We start from the raw sequence: 18,506 nt of genomic DNA, 5'->3' as shown, positions 1-18,506 counted from the left end.
CCAGGATTTCTCCTTCGCCAGGACCTATTTGGTCTCGGGACCCTCTGGCCGGTTCGCGGTCGACGGCGCCTGGCCACTCGGACCTTTCATAAGTTGCTGAGCGATCTGGTCTTTCGGCGTCAGCCTGCCGGCATCGGCCAGATGGTCATGAGCCTCAGCAGAGTAGCCCGTCGTCAGATACATCGTCCCCAAGAGAAACTGTCCTTCGGCCGACTTCGGATGCGCCTTGACATAGTCTTCCAGCGACCGGAGTTGCGAGGTGAAGGTATCGACATTCTGATAGAGGGCATACACCTGATCCCAGCTCGGCACTCCTCCTAGCGCGATTACTGCATGGGCTTCGCTGGCCGCGGTGCGATAATCCTTCAAGGCAAATGCCGACAGCGAAATCAACTCGTGTGCCTCGGCATCGCGAGGCGAATCGATTACAGCATGCTCGGCCATACGCATTGAATTCTTGAAATCACCGCTTTGGAAGCTTTGCACTGCTTCGTCGAGGTATTGGTTGCCCTGACCTTCGTCGGCCGTCATTTGATTCGGCTGAGCTTGCGAAGCGGCATACTGTTGCGGGACCGCGCCGTTGTCGTAATCGTCTCCGTAGTAATCGTAGTAGGGACCGTTGTCATAACCATAATAGTATCCCGGATACCCATACCCATAACCCAAAAGCCACGGCCAGCCCCATCCCAAACCGTAGCCGCCCCAACCCCATCCGCCCCGATAAGCCCAATTGCCATTGTTCCATCCTCCGCGACCATAACCGTCATAGCCGCCGTTGCCGCGGTAAAAGGATGAACGATTTCCGTTAGCAAAATTGCCGGCATTGCCGGTGAAGGCGCGGTTTTCGGTTCCGCTAAACGTGCGTGCGTTATTGCCGGAAACGGAAGGGCTCGCGAACGAGCGGGCTCCGCCGGCATTCGCGCCGAAGCTGCGCCCGCCGCCGGAGAAACCGCTACCTCCGAAACCGCCTCGCCCACCACCTCCGAAACCTCCCCGGCCGCCACCTCCGCCACCTCCACCGCCTCCCCCGCCACCCCCTCGAACCAGCACGATATGAGATGAGCCGCCATAGGACGCCGCCGTGGCGGGAACAGCACTAAATGCCGCGATCGCCGCAATAGCCAGCCCCCAAACGCCGCCTGAAAGTATGCGTGACATCGTTCCTGTCCTCCCAATACTGCGAAGAATCCCCGATGCACCCCACAACGGCGTGGGGGCACAATCGACTTCTTTAGCACAACGCGGTCCGATCCGAGCAAAAACCTTGAATCCGCTGTAATGTTATCCAACACCGACAAGGCGGAGAGCCCCACGCCGTCGAAAATCCGCACGAAAGTCCATGAACTCATTCCACTTAGTTACAACCCGCAAATCCCGCTTTTTGCGGAGACTCTTCAATGAATCGGGTCTGCGTGTGACGAATGGTTGCAATCTTGCAGAGTTCTCAAGCAAGAGGCCGCCTGACTTGCGCACAACCACAGTGGCAAGCAGCAATACATTCATGCCGTTGCGACCGGCAAAATGCGACCGGCTTCATAATCTCCATTGTCGCACGTTCCGAAACGAATTGAATGGCGGCTGGGCGCTCTACCCGGCTTCTTCACTTGCGTGCGTAAAGACCGGAGTCGCCGCGGCATTCAGCGGCATTCGATTTGCTTTTGCACTCTCGGAGTCTCAGACCATTGACTCGGCTGTTCGAGCCTGTGTCGGGCTCACGAGTCGAGAGATGTTTCTTCAAGCCCGGGAGGAATAGTATGTCACGATTATTGTTTGCGGCCGCACTCGTTGCGGTGGGTCTGTTTAGTTTGGCCACGACGGCCCGCGCGGCGAATGATGCAGCAGCGAGCCCGACGGCCCAGCCCGCGACCCATGCCGTCGCCAATCCGTCCTCGACTGCCGCTGAACACACCGCCGTGGCGATGCGGCCTTGGCGGGCTTCGGAGACCATCGGTCTGAAGGTCGAGGATCCGCAAGGCAGGTCGCTTGGAAAAATTGAAGACATCGTCTTCAATCCCACGAACGGGCACATTCGTTATGCCGTTCTTTCATTCGGCGGCGTAGCCGGAATGGGCGACAAGTATTTCGCGATTCCCTGGACGCACCTGCGCTCGGAAGAGATGGCGACCAAGGGCGGCAATCAAAAATTTGCCCTCGTGCTCGACGTCAGTGAAACCAAGTTGAAGAACGCTCCGGGTTTCGATTCGAAGAATTGGCCCGACTTCGGTAACTCGGCTTACGGCACGAGTGTGCGGCAATTCTACGGCGAAAACACGAATACGAGTTCCGCCCATCGCACATCCCCCACAACCAACACGAAGTAAAACGCTCGAAGCAGCGCGACCCTCTTGATCCGCCGATGCTTCGGCCTGTGTTCCGAAACGCCACCGAGGTGCAACGCCTCGAGTGATGGGAACATGGCCGAGGCATCGGCTTTTTTCATTTTGGGCGCGGGCATGGCTTTGGCACCGCCAAACCCAACCTGGAACCCGCGGACTCAGCCGTCGCATACAGGTTGCTCTGCTGTCGAGATTTTTCTTCGCGAATCGTCGCGGTGGGCTGCGGGTTTTTTTCCGGTTAGTGAATTTGTGGCGGCTCCCGGCACGGCGTCTGCTTTTTCCCCCGCGCAACCGTCAACCGTGAGCCACTGCTTTATCGGCTCCGGGCCTAGACAGGAGGCGGATCCTGTATTTCAAGGGAGGAAATAAGATGAAAGTCAGATTGTTTTTGAGCTTTTGGGCTGGTGCGATCGCAATTGCCATGTTCGCTGCCGGTGCGGCGCAGGCCCAAGGTCGCGGCGGTCACAACGGCGGACCGGGCGGTCCGGGCGTGGGAGGACCCGCGGCAGGCCCGGGAGCCAGAGCCGCCGCACCCAATGCTCCGGCGGCGGGCATTCGCAACGAAGCGGGCCCAAATCAGCCGGGAAATGTAAACGTTCCGCAAGGACGCGAATTGCAAAATGGCCGCCGCGAAGGTGAAATCGGGCCCGGCGAAATAGGCCGCAACGAAGACTGGCGCACTCGCTGGTCGGATGGCCGCTGGTGGTATTGGGGACCCGATAACCGCTGGTCGTATTGGAACGACGGCCAATGGACGAACTACGAAGAAGCCGGTCCGGGCTATGCAGGCGGAGAAACCGCTCAGACCGCTCCGCAGGGCTATGGCGGCGATGGTTCCGGCTGCGCCGGCGCCGCGGCCCCCAGTTGCGGATGCGCCGCGGCCCCGAGCTGCGGATGCGCCGCCGCCGCCCCAAGTTGCGGATGCGCCGCTCCAAGCTGTGGTTGCGCGGCCAGCAGTTGTGGCTGCGAAAGCGAATGCGGCGGTTGTCGGCATCGCCACCATCATCGGCATCGCCGTTGCTGTGGGTGCTAGCCGTTTCCGCAACGCTCGTTGCGGACGCTCATCGAAGGTCTAAAATGTCCGTCGCGCCCTTGCCTGCCCGATTTGCGGGCAGGCAAGGGGCGCGGTCGTTTGCGGAAGCCAACCGGCAGAGAGCAATCCATGCATGCCACCGATTCGTTCAACTTGGAGGCCACGCTGAAACGGCTGGATGGCGACCGTGAATTGTTCCGTGAACTGATCGGATTCTTTTTCGAAGACAGCCCTACGGTCTATGAGCAATTGCAAGCCAGCATGCGAGACGGCAATCCCGCGGCAGTCGAGCGGGCCGCCCACAGCCTGAAAGGATTGGCAGCCAATGTGGGATCGGGTCCTGCTTCGCTCGTGGCGGCGCGGATCGAAGACAACGCGCGGAATAAAGATTTGAAGGGCGCGGGCGAGTCGTTGCCCGAATTGCACTGCGAACTCGCTCGCCTCAAGGCCGCGCTCGAGCAATTTCGAGCAACACCCGACCCGTCAACACCCGGCCGCAGACCGGTTTGACGAGCGTGTGTGCTGGCCCGGCTGGCCGTGTGCATCATAGCGCGACGCGTTAGCCCAGGGGCACCCGCCAATTCGGAAGCCATTCCGCTGCAACCGGTAATGGGCCGGCTACGCCGTTAGTACGTCGCTGTCGTCGGACGGCTTGCGACGGTTTTGATTGCGAAGTTCGTTCATCATGAACCGCAGGGCACGCGCATATTCGCGCACCGCTTGGGCATAATCGCGGCGATCGATGGCCGCCTTGCCTTGAGCACTATAGGCGTTGAACTTCGTCCAATCGACCGACCATTTGCCGTCGCGGGCCGCTTCGCGAAGCTGATCGATCAACAGGCCCAGATTGCGAACGATCGCGTCGTTCGGCGGACAATCCCAGGCGCGATACGGAGCGCGGCCCAAGCGGGCGCCGGGGGCCAAATAATTCACCGGCTTTTCGGGTGCCAGCCGTTGCAAGAATGCCCAGGTGCCGAGCACAACGGCCAGGATCACGGCTGCCACCGCCAAGATGTTGAACAGCGTCGAGCCAATCGCTGCCAGCCCGACCGCCGCCGCGAGACAAAGGGCTGCCGCCCACCAGAACTTTGCGGTCGATGGCGGTGGCGCCGCCTGCGCTGCCCGCTCGTCGGCCAACGCCAGCGGCGCGGCTTGCGAATTGGCGCGAGCCGTCATCGCCTGGCCGGTAATGCGAATGATCAGCACGGTGATATTGTCGGGGCCGCCGCGCAAATTGGCCAAATCGATGAGCACCTGCGCAGCTTCCGCCGGCGGCAGCGTGCCCATGATGACACCCATCTCCTCGTCTTTCACCAAGCCCGACAATCCATCGCTGCACAATAAAAATGTGTCGCCGACCTCCAGAGGAAACGGCCCCTCGAGATCGACCTGCACATTTTTGTGCGGTCCGAGCGAGCGCGTGATGATATTCTTGGGAACCAGATTGGGCATGCTCGGATTGTATTGCCCGCTGGCGGTCATCTCCCACACGAGGCTATGGTCGAACGTAAGCTGTTCGATCCGAGCGCCGCGGAGCCGATAGACGCGGCTATCGCCGACATGGGCCACGAGCGCCCCTTGCGGCACCAGCACGAGCACGCTGGCCGTGGTGCCCATTCCGTGGAACTCGGCATTTGCCTGGCCGCGGCGATGGATTTCTTCGTTGACTTGCTTGATCGTCTTGCGGATCGCGTCGGGCGAAGATTCTTCGCGGAGCTTGTAGTAATTGTGCGGAATGCCGTCGGCCGCCATCTTGCTGGCCAACTCGCCCGCCGCATGTGCCCCCATGCCGTCGGCCACGAGAAAGACATGCCCACGACGCTGCCAACTATCGGCATCGCTTGCCAATAGCACGGCGTACGAATCCTGGTTATTGGACCGCCGCATGCCGACATCGGTGGCCTCGACGTGCGCAAGGCAGTCGTTCCAATTCAGCCCTTGTTCCATCGTGGACCTGTTTGCAAAGAATCGCCTGCGGCATTTCGTCCGCCGGCGGCACGCTTATCGTAGCCCCGGGGCCAGGGCGAATACATCCGAATCGGCTTGCTAAATTTACCATTTTAGTTGACCTCGCAGCGACGGAATAGATGATAGCGCCGGGTGGGTTTATTCCGCCGAAGGCCGGTGGGATGGGCAAAACCCGGTTTTCGGAAGCACCACGAGTTCCGCTCGGCGGCTTGAGCACCATTTCGGTCTGGCTGCTTGGGACAGCCGGCACTATACTCCCGCCGCCTCAAATAGGCGAATTCAGCTTCTTCCGGTCGTTCGACCTCGGCTCGCTCAGCAATGCGTATCCTACACCGTTTGCATAGCGCGATCGGATGGCGCACCGGCCTTGCCGCGGCGATGGCGATCGTCTTCACCGCCTCGCAGGCCGGCTGCGTCGAACGCCGATTGATCGTCCGCAGCAATCCGCCGGGAGCGCTGCTGTATGTCGACGACTACGAGATCGGCATCACTCCCTGTGCGACGTCGTTCATCTACTACGGAACCCGCAAGATCCGATTGGTGAAAGACGGCTACGAAACCTTGGTCATCAACCAACCGATCCCCGCGCCGTGGTATGAATACTTCCCTGCCGATTTTGTGTCGGAGAATCTCATACCGGGGCATATCCGAGATCTGCGGGTGGTGACCTACGATCTGCGGCCCGCGATACCAGTTCCGAACGAGCAGCTTACCGGTCGAGCCGATGCGCTGCGAGCAGCGGTGAAGGCCGAACAGGCCGCCGAGGGGATCGTGCCGAAGCCACCGCGCAGCTTGCAACCGGCGCCGCTGGTTCCACCGCCGGGAAGCGCCGCCGGGGCGTTGCCCTCGCCCGGCTATTATCCGCAACCTGGGATGCCGAACTATTCTGGAGCGCCGAATTATTCCGGCGCGCCGAACTACACGATGCCGCTCGGCCAGCCGAACTACATTTTTCCGCCAAGCCAACCGAGCATCACGGCCCCGATCGGCCCGCCAAACAGTCGCGCGCCCGCAGGCGGAAATGTCTATCCCCAACCGACCATCGGTACGCCCGGCTCCGCGATCCCGCCGAATACGCCATCGAGCTGATCTCGTGCGGCCAATCGAAGCCGCTTATTTCGCGGACGGTTCGCCGAGCAATTCCACTTTTCCGGTGTCGAGCGAGATGTAGGCTCCGGAAATTTTGAGCTGCCCGCGCTTCACGCGCTCGGCGAGGACCGCGTCGGACGTTTTCAGCCGCTGGACGACATCGCCGACATTCGCGCGGATCGCGTTGTCGACTGGATCGCCCGGTTGGCCTTTCGTTTCTGCCACGGCCGGCTGAATCGCCTTGATCACGTCGCCGATATGGCCCGGTTCTTTGGCGTCGGCGACGGCGGCCGCAACCGCGCCGCAGCGCTCGTGGCCCAGCACGACGATAAGCGGCGTGCCCAAATGGAGGACCGCATACTCGATGCTGCCGAGTGCGGCATTGTCGACCACTTCGCCGGCCGTGCGCACCACGAAGATATCGCCAAGCCCCTGGTCGAACACGATTTCAGGTCCCACCCGTGAATCGGAACAGCTGACAATGACCGCGAACGGCTTTTGTCCGTGGGCGACCTCGGCGCGGCGTTCCTTAAGCTCTTCGGTGCTGACCGAGTGCAACTTCCCGGCCACAAATCGCGCGTTGCCTTTAAGCAGCTTTGCAAGTGCGTCGTCGGCAGTGATGGCTGCCGGCTCCGCCGATCGAGCGGTTTTCGCGGCAGAGACCAGCGCAACGGCAAGAAGCGCTGTGAAAAGAAGTGCGACACACGGCGCGGCGTTACAACATTTCGCCGAGCGCAGCAAATTTGACGAGAGCATTGATCGCATGTTTCTACTCCAAGAGGGAGCCGCAACCAAAGTAGTAGCCACACTCCGTGTGCCGTCAGCGGAACGACCGCGGACGACATTGTGAGAGGGTACAGCGAACCGGCAAAGCGAACGGCACACGGAGTGAGCCTGCTACGATTTGCGTTTCCACACGCCTCGCAAACGATCTCCATCACGAAGTCGGTGAGAAACCATACCTTGAAACCGTGCGATGAGCCGACATAGCGATCGTCTTTGCGGCGGTTCGCCGCGGGCACGATTATGGCCCCGCGCAGCCGCATTCGCCAGTGGCGAATGGCGCCGGCGAATCGACATTCCTTCGCGAAGAAAGCGGCGACGCCGCGACGCCGCGATGGACTATTCGCAATGCGGACAACCTGGCCGCAGTCGGACGGCCGGCCGAGCAGTCGCCGAATTTCCACGTCAGCCCCCAGCCCGACATAATAGAGAACCAACGAAGCGGAAGTCTCCGGACCGAAGTTTTCGCTTCCCTTGAAGAGCAGTCCGGCGAACAGGTCGGCATCCAGATTGGAAACCAAAAACCGTTCGCGGCCGATGCCGAACGTGAGCCGATTTTGGTAAACCAGCGGCGTGCCTCCGGCCTGGAACAATAGCACGTTGGCCTGGCCGACCGGATATCCGTCGAGATTGGCGCCGCCATTGTGATTGATCGGATCGGTGTTGGATGCGTAGCCGAGGCGATATTTGTACAGGCCGCAGGTGTATTGCGTGCCCACGGCGAACACCCATTGATTGACCAACACATCCTTCCACAGCGCGGCGTCGTCCCACAGCTGGTCGTAGACATCGGCGGCGATCAACGACTTGCCATCCGTGAAGGGACCAAGTTTTCGATGCGGTTTTCGCCGCGAAGTACGGCGATTGCTTCTCCCGCGGAATGAGCGAATTTTCGGGGCGGGTGCGGCCGAGCATTCGGTGCGCGCGGCGACGATTTCGGGCGGTTACGGACACGGCGGCGCGCTTCCGTTCACGCCTGCCGCAGTCGCTCTTCGATGCGGCGGATCGTTTCTTCGACGTTCCAGCGCCGGCCGCAAAGATCCAGCGTCGATTGGTTTGCCACCCAGCCGCCGACGGTCTTCTGCGCCGACACGACCGTGCTGTGGCTCCGGCGGCCGAAATGGCGGCCGATCTCCGCCAACGCGGCCCGCGTGTGCTTGCGGGCCAGCCACATCGCGAGCATGCGCGGATGGGCCGACTCCTTGCTTTTCCCGCCCGATTGCAACGCTTCGGCATCCAATCCCAGCACTTCGCAAACGGCCTTGTCGATGTCGCCAAGCCGCACCGCCCGCACGTTGTGGCGGATCATCTCGGCCAGCGCTTCCTCCGCCAGCGAACGCGTGATCGGCTCTTGCAGCATCCGCGCCGCGGCGTCCAATCGGTTCAGCGCTCCGGACAGTTCCCTGGCATGACTGGTCAAATGCGTGACGACAAAGTCGGCCACATCGTCGCTCAGCGCCAATCCGCGCGATTCCGCTAATCGGCGCAGAATACCGAGCCGTGTCGGATAATCGGGCGGGTCGATTTCGCAGGCCATGCCCGACGACAGTCGAGCCACGAGTTCGTCGCTCAATCCGCGTAGCTCGGTCGCGGAGCGGTCGGCTGCGAACACCAGTTGCCGCCCCTCGCGCAACAGCGTGTCGGAGGTGAACAGCAATTCGTTTGCGGTGGCCTCTTTGCCCGCGAAGAATTGCAATCCGTCGATGATCAGCAACTCGACGCCGCGATATTTTCGGCGGAAGCTCGGCAATCCGCTGCCGCCGCGCAGCGCTTCGAGAAAGTAGATCGTAAATTGCTCGGCCGAGAGATACACGGCTTGAATGCCCGGACGCGTTCGCCGTGCCGCGCTCCAAATGCCTTCGAGCAAATGCGTCTTGCCGACGCCCGTCGGCCCGTACATCAACAGCGGCGATACCCGTCCCGGCTGCTCGGCCGCCATTTGCGCCGATGCGTATGCAAATCGGTTTGACGCACCGACGACAAACTCATCGAGCGTGGAGAACCTTCGCCGATGCGCGCCGCCGGCCGATCCGTTCATCGGAAGCGTCGCGGGGCGCCGAGAGTGGGTGGCGTGGTTGTTGCGAGCATCCGGCGACTGGGGAATTTTCGGCAAGGCGTCTGCGGTGCGGGTTCCGGCCGCGGGCGAGACCGGAGCCGCGCCGTCTTCCGCCACACCATTCGCCGCGTGGCCTGCCGCACTGGCGCCGGCACTTGGCTCGGAGAAGTCATGGCCTGCCGCTGCCCGATGGGAGCCGCCCTTGGCGTTTCGCGAAGGGGCAGCGGATCGCCCCAGCGCCGCATCGACGCGAAACTCGACGGTTATCGGCTTGCCAAGCGTTTCGGCACAAGCCGCCTCGATCTCGACGCGGAATGTCGACCGCACCCAGTTCTGCAAAAACCGGTTTGGCAATTCCACCAACAGCTTGTCGCCGTGCATCGACAGACGGCATGCCGTGCCAAGCCAAAGATCGAACCGATCCTGACCCACCTTCTCGGCCAACGAAGCGCGTATGGCCGATACGACTTCCTTATCGTGCATGGTCTCTTCCTGACCGAGTAGTGTAGACAGTCTATCCGCGCGCACCCCGAACGCAGATGCAACCAACTGGCAAACCGGCTTGGCGTCAGCGACGCGCGACCCGAACGAGAGACAAACCCGATTGATCCCCCGCTGCCCAACGGGAACTTTCCTCAACCAACGAGATGCCGATTGTACGTCTGCTAGCATCGCTGTCAAACGGTCCTCTGGGAGGTGCGCGAGCATCCCGCGAGGCGGCTTGCGGCGGGCTTGCAAAATCCTCGCAAAACGGGGTGCGACAAGTCGGCGGAAAGGTGAATTTTTTTTTTCGCGAGATGCGTCCGGCCGTGGAAAATCTGTTTACCAATCGCCGGGCCGGCTGCGGATGGAAAAACTCCCAAGTCGCAAGTCATATAATTGCAACGACTTGGGATTGACGCGGCGGGCTGGTTCTCCTCCGGGAGTTCAAAAGCGTCGATGCGATCGGGAATCTTAGACCGGAAAAAACGGAACCCACGATGGCGCTGAGAAAGTCGCCGCGACAAGACGTCGCAGCCCTACCGAAAAGGGGTGTTTCCGTCTTGAATGAGGCCGCGCCGTCACGGCTCGGGCTGGCCGTTGCGCGCCCGCTTTTGGCGCCATCCCACACTCTCCAGCAACCACCGGTAAAGCGGCGCTAACGAATCGTTCACAGAAGCCGCATGCGGCCTTATTGTGGCGCCGCCTCGCCACCGAAGGGCTCGGGATCGCGCGCCGGCTGCGAAGCTTGCTTGCCGCCGACAGCGGAACTCGAGCTTTGCGGAGCGCTTTCGCTGGGCGTGTGAGCCGGACGCGGCGGCACCAAATTGCTGCTAGGAAAGCTAATTCCCATGATGGCCGCTACGCTCGCCGCGGGATTGCTTGGCAGGGGACTGCTTGGCAGGGGACTTTCCGGCGCCGCATCGCTGGGCACTGCGTTAGCTGACGCCGAAGCAGGCGCTGGGCTGCTGGCTTCGGCGCCGCCTGGCGCGCTCTCGCCAAACGCCGCGGTGCCTTGCGGATGATTGGTAACCGGCGGATTGATCACTGGCGGCATCGGCTGCGAGCTGGGCTCCGGCGACCTGCTCCGGCCGCCACCGTACGGACGGGCTGACCGCTCCTCCGGCCGGCGGCCTTCGTCACGGTCTCGCGAACGGCCATAATTCGGTCCTGCCGAGCGGCCCCGGCCCGACTGCCCGCCGCGTGGCGAGCGGGCGCGCGATTCCATGTTGCCGGAAATGATCATCCCGACGACTTCGCCCCAATTCGGAATGTCGCGTCCCGAGGTTTTTCCAGCATGCGATTCATCATCGTCCTCAGCCGAACCATACGGCAACGCGGCGAGTTGATCGTCGTCGCGCATCTCTTCGTCGGAATCGTCATCATCGCCGCGCGAGGCCGCGTGCCGCGAAGGCTTTTCGGTTCCTGACGACTGCGCCGATTCTCCGCCACGCGATTCTCCGCCACGCGATTCCCCAGCTTCACGGGAACCCCGGCGGCCGCGACGGCGACGGTGCCGCCGACCGTCCGACGATTGCTCTTGCTCACTGCGAGACTCCCGCTCCTGCTCCGTCTCGCCGCCGGCATGGTCGAAATCGAGCGATTCGCGTTGATCTTCCCGACTTTCCGTTTCGGCGGTTCTCTCGGCCTCGCGTTCACCCAATTCATCGGACGGTTCGGCCGGCCTCAATGCGACTTCCGAATCACGATCCGCAGGTAGTTTGCGATCTTCCGACGATGAGCGAGATTCCTCGCGGCCGCCTCGTCGCCCACGCCTCCGACGGCGTCGGCCGCCGCGGCGCGGCTCGTCGGAATCGCTATGTTGCCGATCTCGCGGCGCCCGCTCGTCGAGCGAGCTTTGGGGTTCGCCTCCCGCGACATCCAATTCCAAGCGATCTACCTCGATGGTCTCGATTGTCTCTTCGACAAACCCGAAATGATCGTCGGTTTCCGGAAGAGGTTGCTCGCCGCTGCGAGCGGCAGCAGGTTCCAAATTGGTTTCGGTGGGCCGCTCATGGCGGCCGCCGTGCCGGCCGCGATCACGGTCGCCATGGTCCCGACCGCCGCGATCACGTCCACCGCGGTCACGTCCACCGCGGTTTCGACCGCCACGTTCGTGTCGGCCGCGTTCATGGCTTGTTCGCTCGGCATTGCCGAGCCCCGCGACGGTGCGCTCTTCGCCAGTCGCGCTGTTTTCGCTGTGCGATGTTGCGCGCTCGGCAGTCGACTCCATACCGCTTCCGAGCGCTTCGGCGGCCGCCGAAGCGGAATGCGTCGCGCGATGCGGAACGGCATTGGGTTGTGGAACAACCGCCCGCGCAACTGGAGTCGACGGACGAGCAACCGCCGGCTGCGGCTGGTGCTCGGGCGGAATCTCGATTCCCAGTGAAGCAGCTAATTCGTTCCAATCGCCGCCGCCCGGTTGAGGGCTAGCCAGCGATGCCGGGGCGGGCTTTGGCGGAGCGGGCTGGCGTGGGCGGCGCGGCGGTGCTTGCAGTGGCGGCGCTTGCAGTGGCGGTGCTGGGTGCGGCGGCGTTTGCTGCGGCACTTCGGTGGCAGGTTTCGCACCAATTTCGGCAGCCAAAAGATTCCAATGGTCGGCGGAATTCGGATCGGTCATAGTTTGTCCAGACGAGTGTGGCAACGGGTCGTGCCGTGCCAATTGCAAAAATGGGCATGGGCCGGAAAATCAGTGTTCGACGCGCGGTCGCGCTCCCGCGCTGAGCCGTCGTCATGCATGAGCTTACGCTCGGCCGAAAAATAACGTCCGTTTTTTGAACCTCCCATGCTGCCCTCTCCCGCAAGGGAGAGGAGGCTGTGGTGAAGTTATTTTTCGGCCGAGCCTTACGCCGATCGAGCCAAGGACCGATCGCATGCACGGTTGTTCATTCTTCCTATCGCTTCAATTACTATAAAAACTAGCGACACGGCTGGGAAGCCGGTCGGCATGGCCGAATCCGGTGAATTCCATACTTTCGCGACTGTGCAATCGATCGGATGCTTGGTCCACCATGAGCGTTAGCGAGAATTCCTACGAGAAATGGCGGCTCGGGACGACGGCGTTCTTCTTCCGCGGCTACAACACGACAAATCTCGGCCGCAGCGACGAACTTCTGGCTCAAGCCGCGTATGGCCCGGTTGTCGAAGCTTTTCTCAAGGAAGCCGGCGAGATCTGCGCCGATTCGATTGGTCGAGGGGTCGATTTGGTAGGCCGCGTTCGTCGGCGCGAAGCGACCGATTTGAATTGTTATGCCGAGGCGGTGTCGCTGATCGTCGCCATGGAATTGGCGCAAATCCGCCTGCTGCGAGATTTTTTTGGTATCGATTATTCGCAGGCCCGGATGGGCTATGGCTACAGCCTGGGTGAGATCTCGGCCCTGGTGGCCGGCGGAGCGATGAATCTAGCCGACGCCCTGCGCGTGCCATTGGCAGTGTCGGCCGATTGCGTCGAGCTGGCGGCGGGCACGACCTTGGGAGTGCTCTTTTCGCGCGGCCCCGCCGTCGATGGCCATGCGGTCGAACGCTTATGCTTGCGGATCAACCAGGCGGGCCAAGGCGTGATCGGCATCTCAGCTTTTTTGTCGCCGAATTCGCTGCTTTTGCATGGCCAAGGCAAAACGATCGATCGATTTGCCGAGTTGATGCCGGAGTGGTTGCCGCAACGATTGCATTTGCGAAAGAACGATCATCTCTGGCCGCCGTTGCACACGCCGATCGTCTGGCAGCGGAATATCCCGAACCGCGCCGCGGTGATGATGCACACGATCCATGCCGGGATGAAGGCGCCGATGCCGCCGGTTCTTTCGCTGGTCACCGGTAAGTTCAGCTACGACGACGCCAACTGCCGGCAACTCATGGCCGAATGGATCGACCATCCGCAACGGCTTTGGGACGCGGTCTATGAGACGCTGGCGCAGGGCGTCGAAGTGGTCGTGCACGTCGGACCGGAGCCGAACCTGGGGCCGGCCACGTTCACGCGCGTCAGCGAGAATGTGCGCGGGCTGTTGGCGGATCGCTCTATTTCGGGGCTCGGGATGCGGGCGATGTCGCGCGCGGTGCGCCGGCCTTGGCTCGCCCGGCTGCTGCCGCAGCGCAGTGCGCTGCTGCGGGCGCCGCTCATTCGACAAATCGTGCTGGAAGACTGGCTGCTCGCGCACGCGCCTATCGTCGCCTGAATCGAAATTCGTAACGTCGGATTGCCGGGATGACATCCAACCGATTCGGTCCACGATTCGCACCGTTGCGATATGATCCGGCGCGACGCTTCGTTCCGTTCACAGCGATTAGCCGCACGGAAGTGATCGCGGTCCACGATCGATTCGAGGCGGCGCGCAGCGAATTGTTCGGCGACTTGGAAGGTCAGCCCGGCGAGAATTTGTCTTTGGTCGATTCGCCGCAACGGATGCTCGCCGATTATCAGCGGTCGCGGCGCGAAAGTGAGCTTGGCAGAATGCTCGCTCTCGGCAAGCGGCTGCGCGAGGCGGTCGATCGCGTCGTCATTCTTTCGGCACACGGCAGTCTCTTGGGTGTGCGAGCATTGTTCGCCGCCGCTTGCCATCCTTATCACAACGAACTTTCGCGCGGCGACCGCGGCGGCCGACCACGGATTTATTTTGTCGGCGGCGGCCCCAATAGGAGTGACTTCGACAACGATGCTTTGCAGGCACTGCTCGATTTGCTGTGCCACACGCGACGCGCCACCACGGTTGAAGAACGCTGGGCGCTGATCGCGATCGATTGCGACGGCAATGGAACCGCCAAGCCAGACGCTCCCACGGCACTACCGTGCTTGCTCGCGGCGCTAGAGCGCTCTTGCGGCGGCGATCGCGAAGCCGCGGCCGAATTACTGGTTCCGATCGCGGTGGCCCAAAGCAGCGTGGTAGAATTGGTCGCTGCCATCGGATGCCACGACCGGTTTTCGCCGCCTACCGCTTTGATGGCGCCAGCGTCGGTGTTGATGGCTCCCGGGCTGGTGCCAGCGGCCGCGATGGGCATCGATATCGTGGCGTTGCTCAAAGGGGCCGCGATGATCGGCGAACAATTTCGTACCGCGCCGCCCGGCGATAATCCGGCGCTCGATTTCGCCGCTGTATCGCATGTGGCTGAGCGCTGGGACAGCTCGGTCGGCGGCGGGATCGTGGCCCAAAGTAGCGCCTTGGCAGCAACGGCAACGTGGTGCACCGAATCCCAGTTGCAACGCGGCAGGCAATTGGAACATGAGTTGCAATACCATGGCGATCCATTACGAGGAGGGTTCGCCACCCAGATTATCGTAGATGCGCTTCGCCGCGACCGGCTTTTGGTTCCGGAAAGTCCTCAAAAGCCCGACGGCGGATGGCTCACGAGGTGTGGCGTGATTCACCTCCCCTCGCACGAGGAAAGCTCGTTGGGTCAGTTGCTCCAGATGATGCTGCTTGCCGCGGAAATTCGCCGCCGGCTGGGTGTGAGTTCTGCCGCGGAAAAGATCGATTGATGTGCTGCGGCGAGACCGAATTCCAAAAACTTGGCGGACGGCGCCCCTAGGGTCGTCTGTCCGGCGCGGCGTATAAAACGATTGGATTGAGCACACGCGCGAAACAGTTCTCGACAGGAGATCATCCATGGCCATCGAATTGACTTGGCTCGGGCATGCCACGTGGTCGGTCGCGGCCGGCAATCATCGCTTTCTCGTCGATCCGTATCTCGACGACAATCCGGCCGCCGCGGCGAAATCCGGTGATGTCGAGGCGGAATTTATTTTTCTCACCCACGGCCATTTCGATCACATGAACGACGCGGTGAAAATCGCCAAACGCACCGGCGCCGCCGTGGTCGCGAATTTCGAAATCTGCCAGTGGCTTGGCAACCAGGGCGTGTCCAAAACGCTACCGATGAATATCGGCGGATCGATGCCGATGCCGTTTGGCCGGGCAAAGATGACGATCGCCCATCACAGTTCGGTGTTGCCGGACGGCACTCCTGGGGGCACTCCCGGCGGATATGTTCTGACCGTGGGCGACCAGCGGCTTTATTTCGCCGGCGACACGGCCCTCTTTTCCGACATGAAGATGATCGGGGCCGCAGGCTTGGATTTGGCGGTGCTGCCGATCGGCGATTTGTTCACGATGGGCCCTGACGACTCGCTGGAAGCCGTCAAGCTATTGAATCCGCGACACGTCGCGCCCAGTCATTACAACACTTGGCCGGTGATCAAACAGGACGCCCAGCAATGGGCCGAGCGCGTCCGCGGCCATACGCAATCGATCCCGCACGCCGTCGAACCTGGCGGGAATTTTACGGTCTAATCAAGTTGGTCTCTACCAGGGTGTGCCACTGGCAAGCGAAGTCTGCCAATGAGAACCGCCGCGGGACGCTCGACTGTGTATCGATCGTCGCCGTCCGGACGTGTGATTAGGTTTGGCCCTCCCTGGTAGTGTGACGGTCGTCTCGCGGCGCCGCACTGGCAGACTGCGATTGCCAGTGGCACACGTGAATGATCTGACGGACCCTGGTCTGTTGCCTTCGGCGGAGGAACTTCGTATGGTTCAATGAAGAGGTTCTTTCTGGCTGGCACAAGGCCGGCCGTTTTATGAGGTGCATGGACGTGAGTATTGAGACCGTCCAACGCCCTCAAAGGCTTGGCCGAACGATTGTCGTGCGGCCGGCCAATTCCCGGCGGGATCGACGCCAGTTTCTCGCATTGCCGGCACGAATTTACGCGGCCGACGCTTGTTGGGTGCCGCCGCTTCGGATCGAGCGGAAAGAATTTCTCGATCCGCGCAAGCATCCCTTCTACCTCCACGGCGCCGCGACAAAACTGTTGGCTTGGCGCGGTAGCGAACCGGTCGGGCGAATTCTCGTAAGCGACGATCCCCTTTACAACGCCAAGCACGCAGACAATGTTGGCTGCTTCGGCATGTTCGAATCAGCCGATGATCCCCACGTCGCGCATGCGCTTCTGGATGCGGCGGCCGCGTGGCTAGCCGCCCGCGGCCGGACGCGAATCATGGGCCCCATCAACTACTCGACAAACTATGAGTGCGGCCTGTTGATCGACGGATTCGATACGCCGCCACGGCTGATGATGAACCACAATCCGGCCTATTATCGCGGACTGCTCGAATCGTGCGGACTGACGAAGGCCGAAGATCTCTTCGCATGGTGGTTCGACCGCGTGGACAACGAAATTGATGCGGGTTGGCGGGCGCGGGTCGAGCGGGTCGCGGCCCGCGGCGGCGTCAGCGTTCGGCCGTTGCGGCGCGACGACCTGCCGGCGGAATTGCAGCGGTTGCGGACGATCTTCAACGAGGCCTGGAAAGACAATTGGGGCGGCGTGCCGATGACGGAAGCCGAGTTTCAGTATATGGCCCGCGAGTTGGTTCGCTTCGCCAAGCCGGAGTTGATGCTGTTCTCGGAGGTGGAAGGGCGGCCGGTGGGATTTTCGCTTTCATTGCCGGATATCAACGAAGCGCTGCGGGACATCGATGGCCGCCTGTTCCATTATGGATTGCCGATTGGGTTGTGGAAGCTGCTGCGCGGACTGAAGCGGATCAAGACATGCCGGCTGCTTGCCCTGGGGGTCATTGAGGGATATCGCCGCCGCGGCGTCGCCGAACTCTTGATCTTGCGCACGTTCGACCAGGGCCGCTCACTGGGCTACACCGGGGCCGAGCTAAGCTGGACACTCGAAGACAACGCCTTGGTGAATCGCACGATCGAAGCCGTCGGCGGGCGAAAATACAAAACCTATCGCATTTTTGATCGCGACATCGCGGGCGTGTGAAAGTGCCATCATCGGAGCCCGCATCGCTGGCAAGCGGGAATCCGAACCATCTTTGCTTGCAATGCGGGCTCCGGGCTTGTGGGAGAAATTATTTTTCGGCCAAGCCTTAATTGACGCGGCGGCGTTCGCGATCCAGGCTATCAGCCAAAAACGCAACGGCCCGGGGGGCCATATGCTGGTAGTATTCCCAGCCGTGGCCGCCGGCGCTCGTGGACAGATCGGTTTCGTGTGGAATTCCCAGTGCCGCGAGTTTCATCCGCAGCCGGTCGGCGCTATCGTGCCATCGCGCGTCGGCCGGGTCGCAGCAAAACCAGAGATGCCGTGGCCAGTGCAAGGGATGAACGTGCAGCGTTGCCGTATCTTGCCGAGCGGTCTCGGCATCGTCGTACAGTTGCCGCAGCACTGGATCACCCTCGCGCCAGCGGATCTGGTAGTCGATCGCTGGAGAGATCGCGGCAACGACTGGGAACTTGTCGGCATTCTTGAAGGCCAGCCGCAGCGCCCCCTGGCCTCCCATGCTTGTGCCCAAAAGTGCGAGCTGCGGGGGCCGAATCCCCCATCGCTCCGCCGCATAAGGGAGCACCTGATCGAGCACCTGCCGGACCGGCGTAATTTGCAGATCGAAGCCCGGCGTGATTCGATCGGTCCACCAGCTCGGCCCGCTGTGGGGCGCGAGCACTGCCAAGTTATGTCGAGCGAATTCTTCGGTAAACACCGGATAATCGGCCAGCCGCGCCAGCCGAACGCCATGCAGATAGATCACCGCTCCCCGCCGCTCGGCTTGCGGCGTGGAAACAAACCGCGGCGGCTCATAGACATCACATGCGTGGCCCCGCAGCTCGATTTGCGTCCATGTGCCGTCGGATGTTGTCATAGGTGTTCTGGTGAGCTGGGGCAGCGATTCGCGGAAGCTCCGCCGGCCTGTTCGGCCAATCCTTGTCTTACGGACTATCGGCCTCAATGTCCACTATTTAGAATTGGACGACCGTGAGTAATGCA

Annotated in this window: 15 protein-coding genes; 9 read left to right on the top strand and 6 right to left on the bottom strand. The window is 61.8% G+C overall.

Features of this window, described 5'->3' with window-relative positions:
- Positions 1 to 24: 24 nt before the first annotated feature.
- Positions 25 to 1,206: a hypothetical protein gene (locus tag VHX65_00980; GenBank protein HEX3997106.1), complete on the bottom strand. Its 1,182-nt coding sequence runs from the start codon at positions 1,204 to 1,206 to the stop codon at positions 25 to 27.
- A 548-nt stretch (positions 1,207 to 1,754) separates the two neighbouring features.
- Between VHX65_00980 and VHX65_00975 the strand changes: the two genes are divergently transcribed.
- From VHX65_00975 to VHX65_00965, 3 genes are all read left to right on the top strand, one after another.
- Positions 1,755 to 2,321 carry a PRC-barrel domain-containing protein gene (locus tag VHX65_00975; protein ID HEX3997105.1) on the top strand — a complete coding sequence of 189 codons (567 nt, stop codon included), beginning with the start codon at positions 1,755 to 1,757 and terminating at the stop codon, positions 2,319 to 2,321.
- A 385-nt stretch (positions 2,322 to 2,706) separates the two neighbouring features.
- Positions 2,707 to 3,369, top strand: coding sequence for a hypothetical protein (locus tag VHX65_00970; GenBank protein HEX3997104.1), 663 nt, complete (start codon positions 2,707 to 2,709; stop codon positions 3,367 to 3,369).
- A 129-nt stretch (positions 3,370 to 3,498) separates the two neighbouring features.
- On the top strand, positions 3,499 to 3,879 hold the full coding sequence (locus tag VHX65_00965) for an Hpt domain-containing protein (protein HEX3997103.1): 381 nt from the start codon (positions 3,499 to 3,501) through the stop codon (positions 3,877 to 3,879).
- A 108-nt stretch (positions 3,880 to 3,987) separates the two neighbouring features.
- Here the strand turns inward: VHX65_00965 and VHX65_00960 are convergent, their stop codons facing one another.
- Entirely contained in the window at positions 3,988 to 5,316 is a 1,329-nt protein-coding gene (locus VHX65_00960; GenBank protein ID HEX3997102.1) for a PP2C family serine/threonine-protein phosphatase, read from the bottom strand.
- Between the two features lie 339 nt (positions 5,317 to 5,655).
- On the opposite strand from VHX65_00960, the gene VHX65_00955 reads away from it, so the two are divergent.
- The gene (locus VHX65_00955) at positions 5,656 to 6,426 is read left to right on the top strand and encodes a PEGA domain-containing protein (protein ID HEX3997101.1); all 771 of its coding nucleotides are present in this window, start codon (positions 5,656 to 5,658) and stop codon (positions 6,424 to 6,426) included.
- A gap of 24 nt (positions 6,427 to 6,450) precedes the next feature.
- Here VHX65_00955 and VHX65_00950 read toward each other — a convergent pair whose 3' ends face one another.
- From VHX65_00950 to VHX65_00940, 3 genes are all read right to left on the bottom strand, one after another.
- Positions 6,451 to 7,191 (bottom strand): carbonic anhydrase, encoded by a 741-nt coding sequence (locus VHX65_00950; GenBank protein ID HEX3997100.1) that lies wholly within the window; start codon positions 7,189 to 7,191, stop codon positions 6,451 to 6,453.
- Positions 7,192 to 8,179: 988 nt separating this feature from the next.
- Positions 8,180 to 9,748, bottom strand: a complete 1,569-nt coding sequence (locus VHX65_00945) for a DnaA/Hda family protein (GenBank protein HEX3997099.1) — start codon at positions 9,746 to 9,748, stop codon at positions 8,180 to 8,182.
- A 688-nt stretch (positions 9,749 to 10,436) separates the two neighbouring features.
- Complete coding sequence (locus tag VHX65_00940) at positions 10,437 to 11,738, bottom strand: hypothetical protein (GenBank protein ID HEX3997098.1); 1,302 nt, start codon at positions 11,736 to 11,738, stop codon at positions 10,437 to 10,439.
- Positions 11,739 to 11,759: 21 nt separating this feature from the next.
- On the opposite strand from VHX65_00940, the gene VHX65_00935 reads away from it, so the two are divergent.
- The 5 genes from VHX65_00935 to VHX65_00915 all read left to right on the top strand — a co-directional run bounded on the left by VHX65_00935 (position 11,760) and on the right by VHX65_00915 (position 17,507).
- Positions 11,760 to 12,134, top strand: a complete 375-nt coding sequence (locus tag VHX65_00935; GenBank protein HEX3997097.1) for a hypothetical protein — start codon at positions 11,760 to 11,762, stop codon at positions 12,132 to 12,134.
- 622 nt (positions 12,135 to 12,756) lie between these two features.
- Positions 12,757 to 13,920 carry a hypothetical protein gene (locus VHX65_00930; protein HEX3997096.1) on the top strand — a complete coding sequence of 388 codons (1,164 nt, stop codon included), beginning with the start codon at positions 12,757 to 12,759 and terminating at the stop codon, positions 13,918 to 13,920.
- 29 nt (positions 13,921 to 13,949) lie between these two features.
- Complete coding sequence (locus VHX65_00925; GenBank protein HEX3997095.1) at positions 13,950 to 15,218, top strand: hypothetical protein; 1,269 nt, start codon at positions 13,950 to 13,952, stop codon at positions 15,216 to 15,218.
- Between the two features lie 127 nt (positions 15,219 to 15,345).
- A complete protein-coding gene (locus VHX65_00920) occupies positions 15,346 to 16,029 on the top strand; it encodes a metal-dependent hydrolase (protein ID HEX3997094.1) in 684 nt (227 codons plus the stop codon).
- Positions 16,030 to 16,328: 299 nt separating this feature from the next.
- Entirely contained in the window at positions 16,329 to 17,507 is a 1,179-nt protein-coding gene (locus VHX65_00915; GenBank protein HEX3997093.1) for a GNAT family N-acetyltransferase, read from the top strand.
- A gap of 106 nt (positions 17,508 to 17,613) precedes the next feature.
- On the opposite strand, the gene VHX65_00910 is transcribed toward VHX65_00915, so the two are convergent.
- Positions 17,614 to 18,381, bottom strand: coding sequence for an alpha/beta hydrolase-fold protein (locus VHX65_00910; GenBank protein ID HEX3997092.1), 768 nt, complete (start codon positions 18,379 to 18,381; stop codon positions 17,614 to 17,616).
- Positions 18,382 to 18,506: the final 125 nt, after the last annotated feature.

The sequence above is a fragment of the Pirellulales bacterium genome, assembly GCA_036267355.1.
Lineage (GTDB): Bacteria > Planctomycetota > Planctomycetia > Pirellulales > DATAWG01 > DATAWG01.
This window is presented reverse-complemented; position numbering and strand designations above follow the sequence as displayed.

Excerpts from the sequence above, each read along its gene's own strand:
- VHX65_00975 (HEX3997105.1), top strand. The coding sequence starts at position 1,755 with ATGTCACGATTATTGTTTGCGGCCGCACTCGTTGCGGTGGGTCTGTTT.
- VHX65_00970 (HEX3997104.1), top strand. The coding sequence starts at position 2,707 with ATGAAAGTCAGATTGTTTTTGAGCTTTTGGGCTGGTGCGATCGCAATT.
- VHX65_00965 (HEX3997103.1), top strand. The coding sequence starts at position 3,499 with ATGCATGCCACCGATTCGTTCAACTTGGAGGCCACGCTGAAACGGCTG.
- VHX65_00960 (HEX3997102.1), bottom strand. The coding sequence starts at position 5,316 with ATGGAACAAGGGCTGAATTGGAACGACTGCCTTGCGCACGTCGAGGCC.
- VHX65_00955 (HEX3997101.1), top strand. The coding sequence starts at position 5,656 with ATGCGTATCCTACACCGTTTGCATAGCGCGATCGGATGGCGCACCGGC.
- VHX65_00950 (HEX3997100.1), bottom strand. The coding sequence starts at position 7,191 with ATGCGATCAATGCTCTCGTCAAATTTGCTGCGCTCGGCGAAATGTTGT.
- VHX65_00945 (HEX3997099.1), bottom strand. The coding sequence starts at position 9,748 with ATGCACGATAAGGAAGTCGTATCGGCCATACGCGCTTCGTTGGCCGAG.
- VHX65_00935 (HEX3997097.1), top strand. The coding sequence starts at position 11,760 with ATGGCGGCCGCCGTGCCGGCCGCGATCACGGTCGCCATGGTCCCGACC.
- VHX65_00930 (HEX3997096.1), top strand. The coding sequence starts at position 12,757 with ATGAGCGTTAGCGAGAATTCCTACGAGAAATGGCGGCTCGGGACGACG.
- VHX65_00925 (HEX3997095.1), top strand. The coding sequence starts at position 13,950 with ATGACATCCAACCGATTCGGTCCACGATTCGCACCGTTGCGATATGAT.
- VHX65_00920 (HEX3997094.1), top strand. The coding sequence starts at position 15,346 with ATGGCCATCGAATTGACTTGGCTCGGGCATGCCACGTGGTCGGTCGCG.
- VHX65_00910 (HEX3997092.1), bottom strand. The coding sequence starts at position 18,381 with ATGACAACATCCGACGGCACATGGACGCAAATCGAGCTGCGGGGCCAC.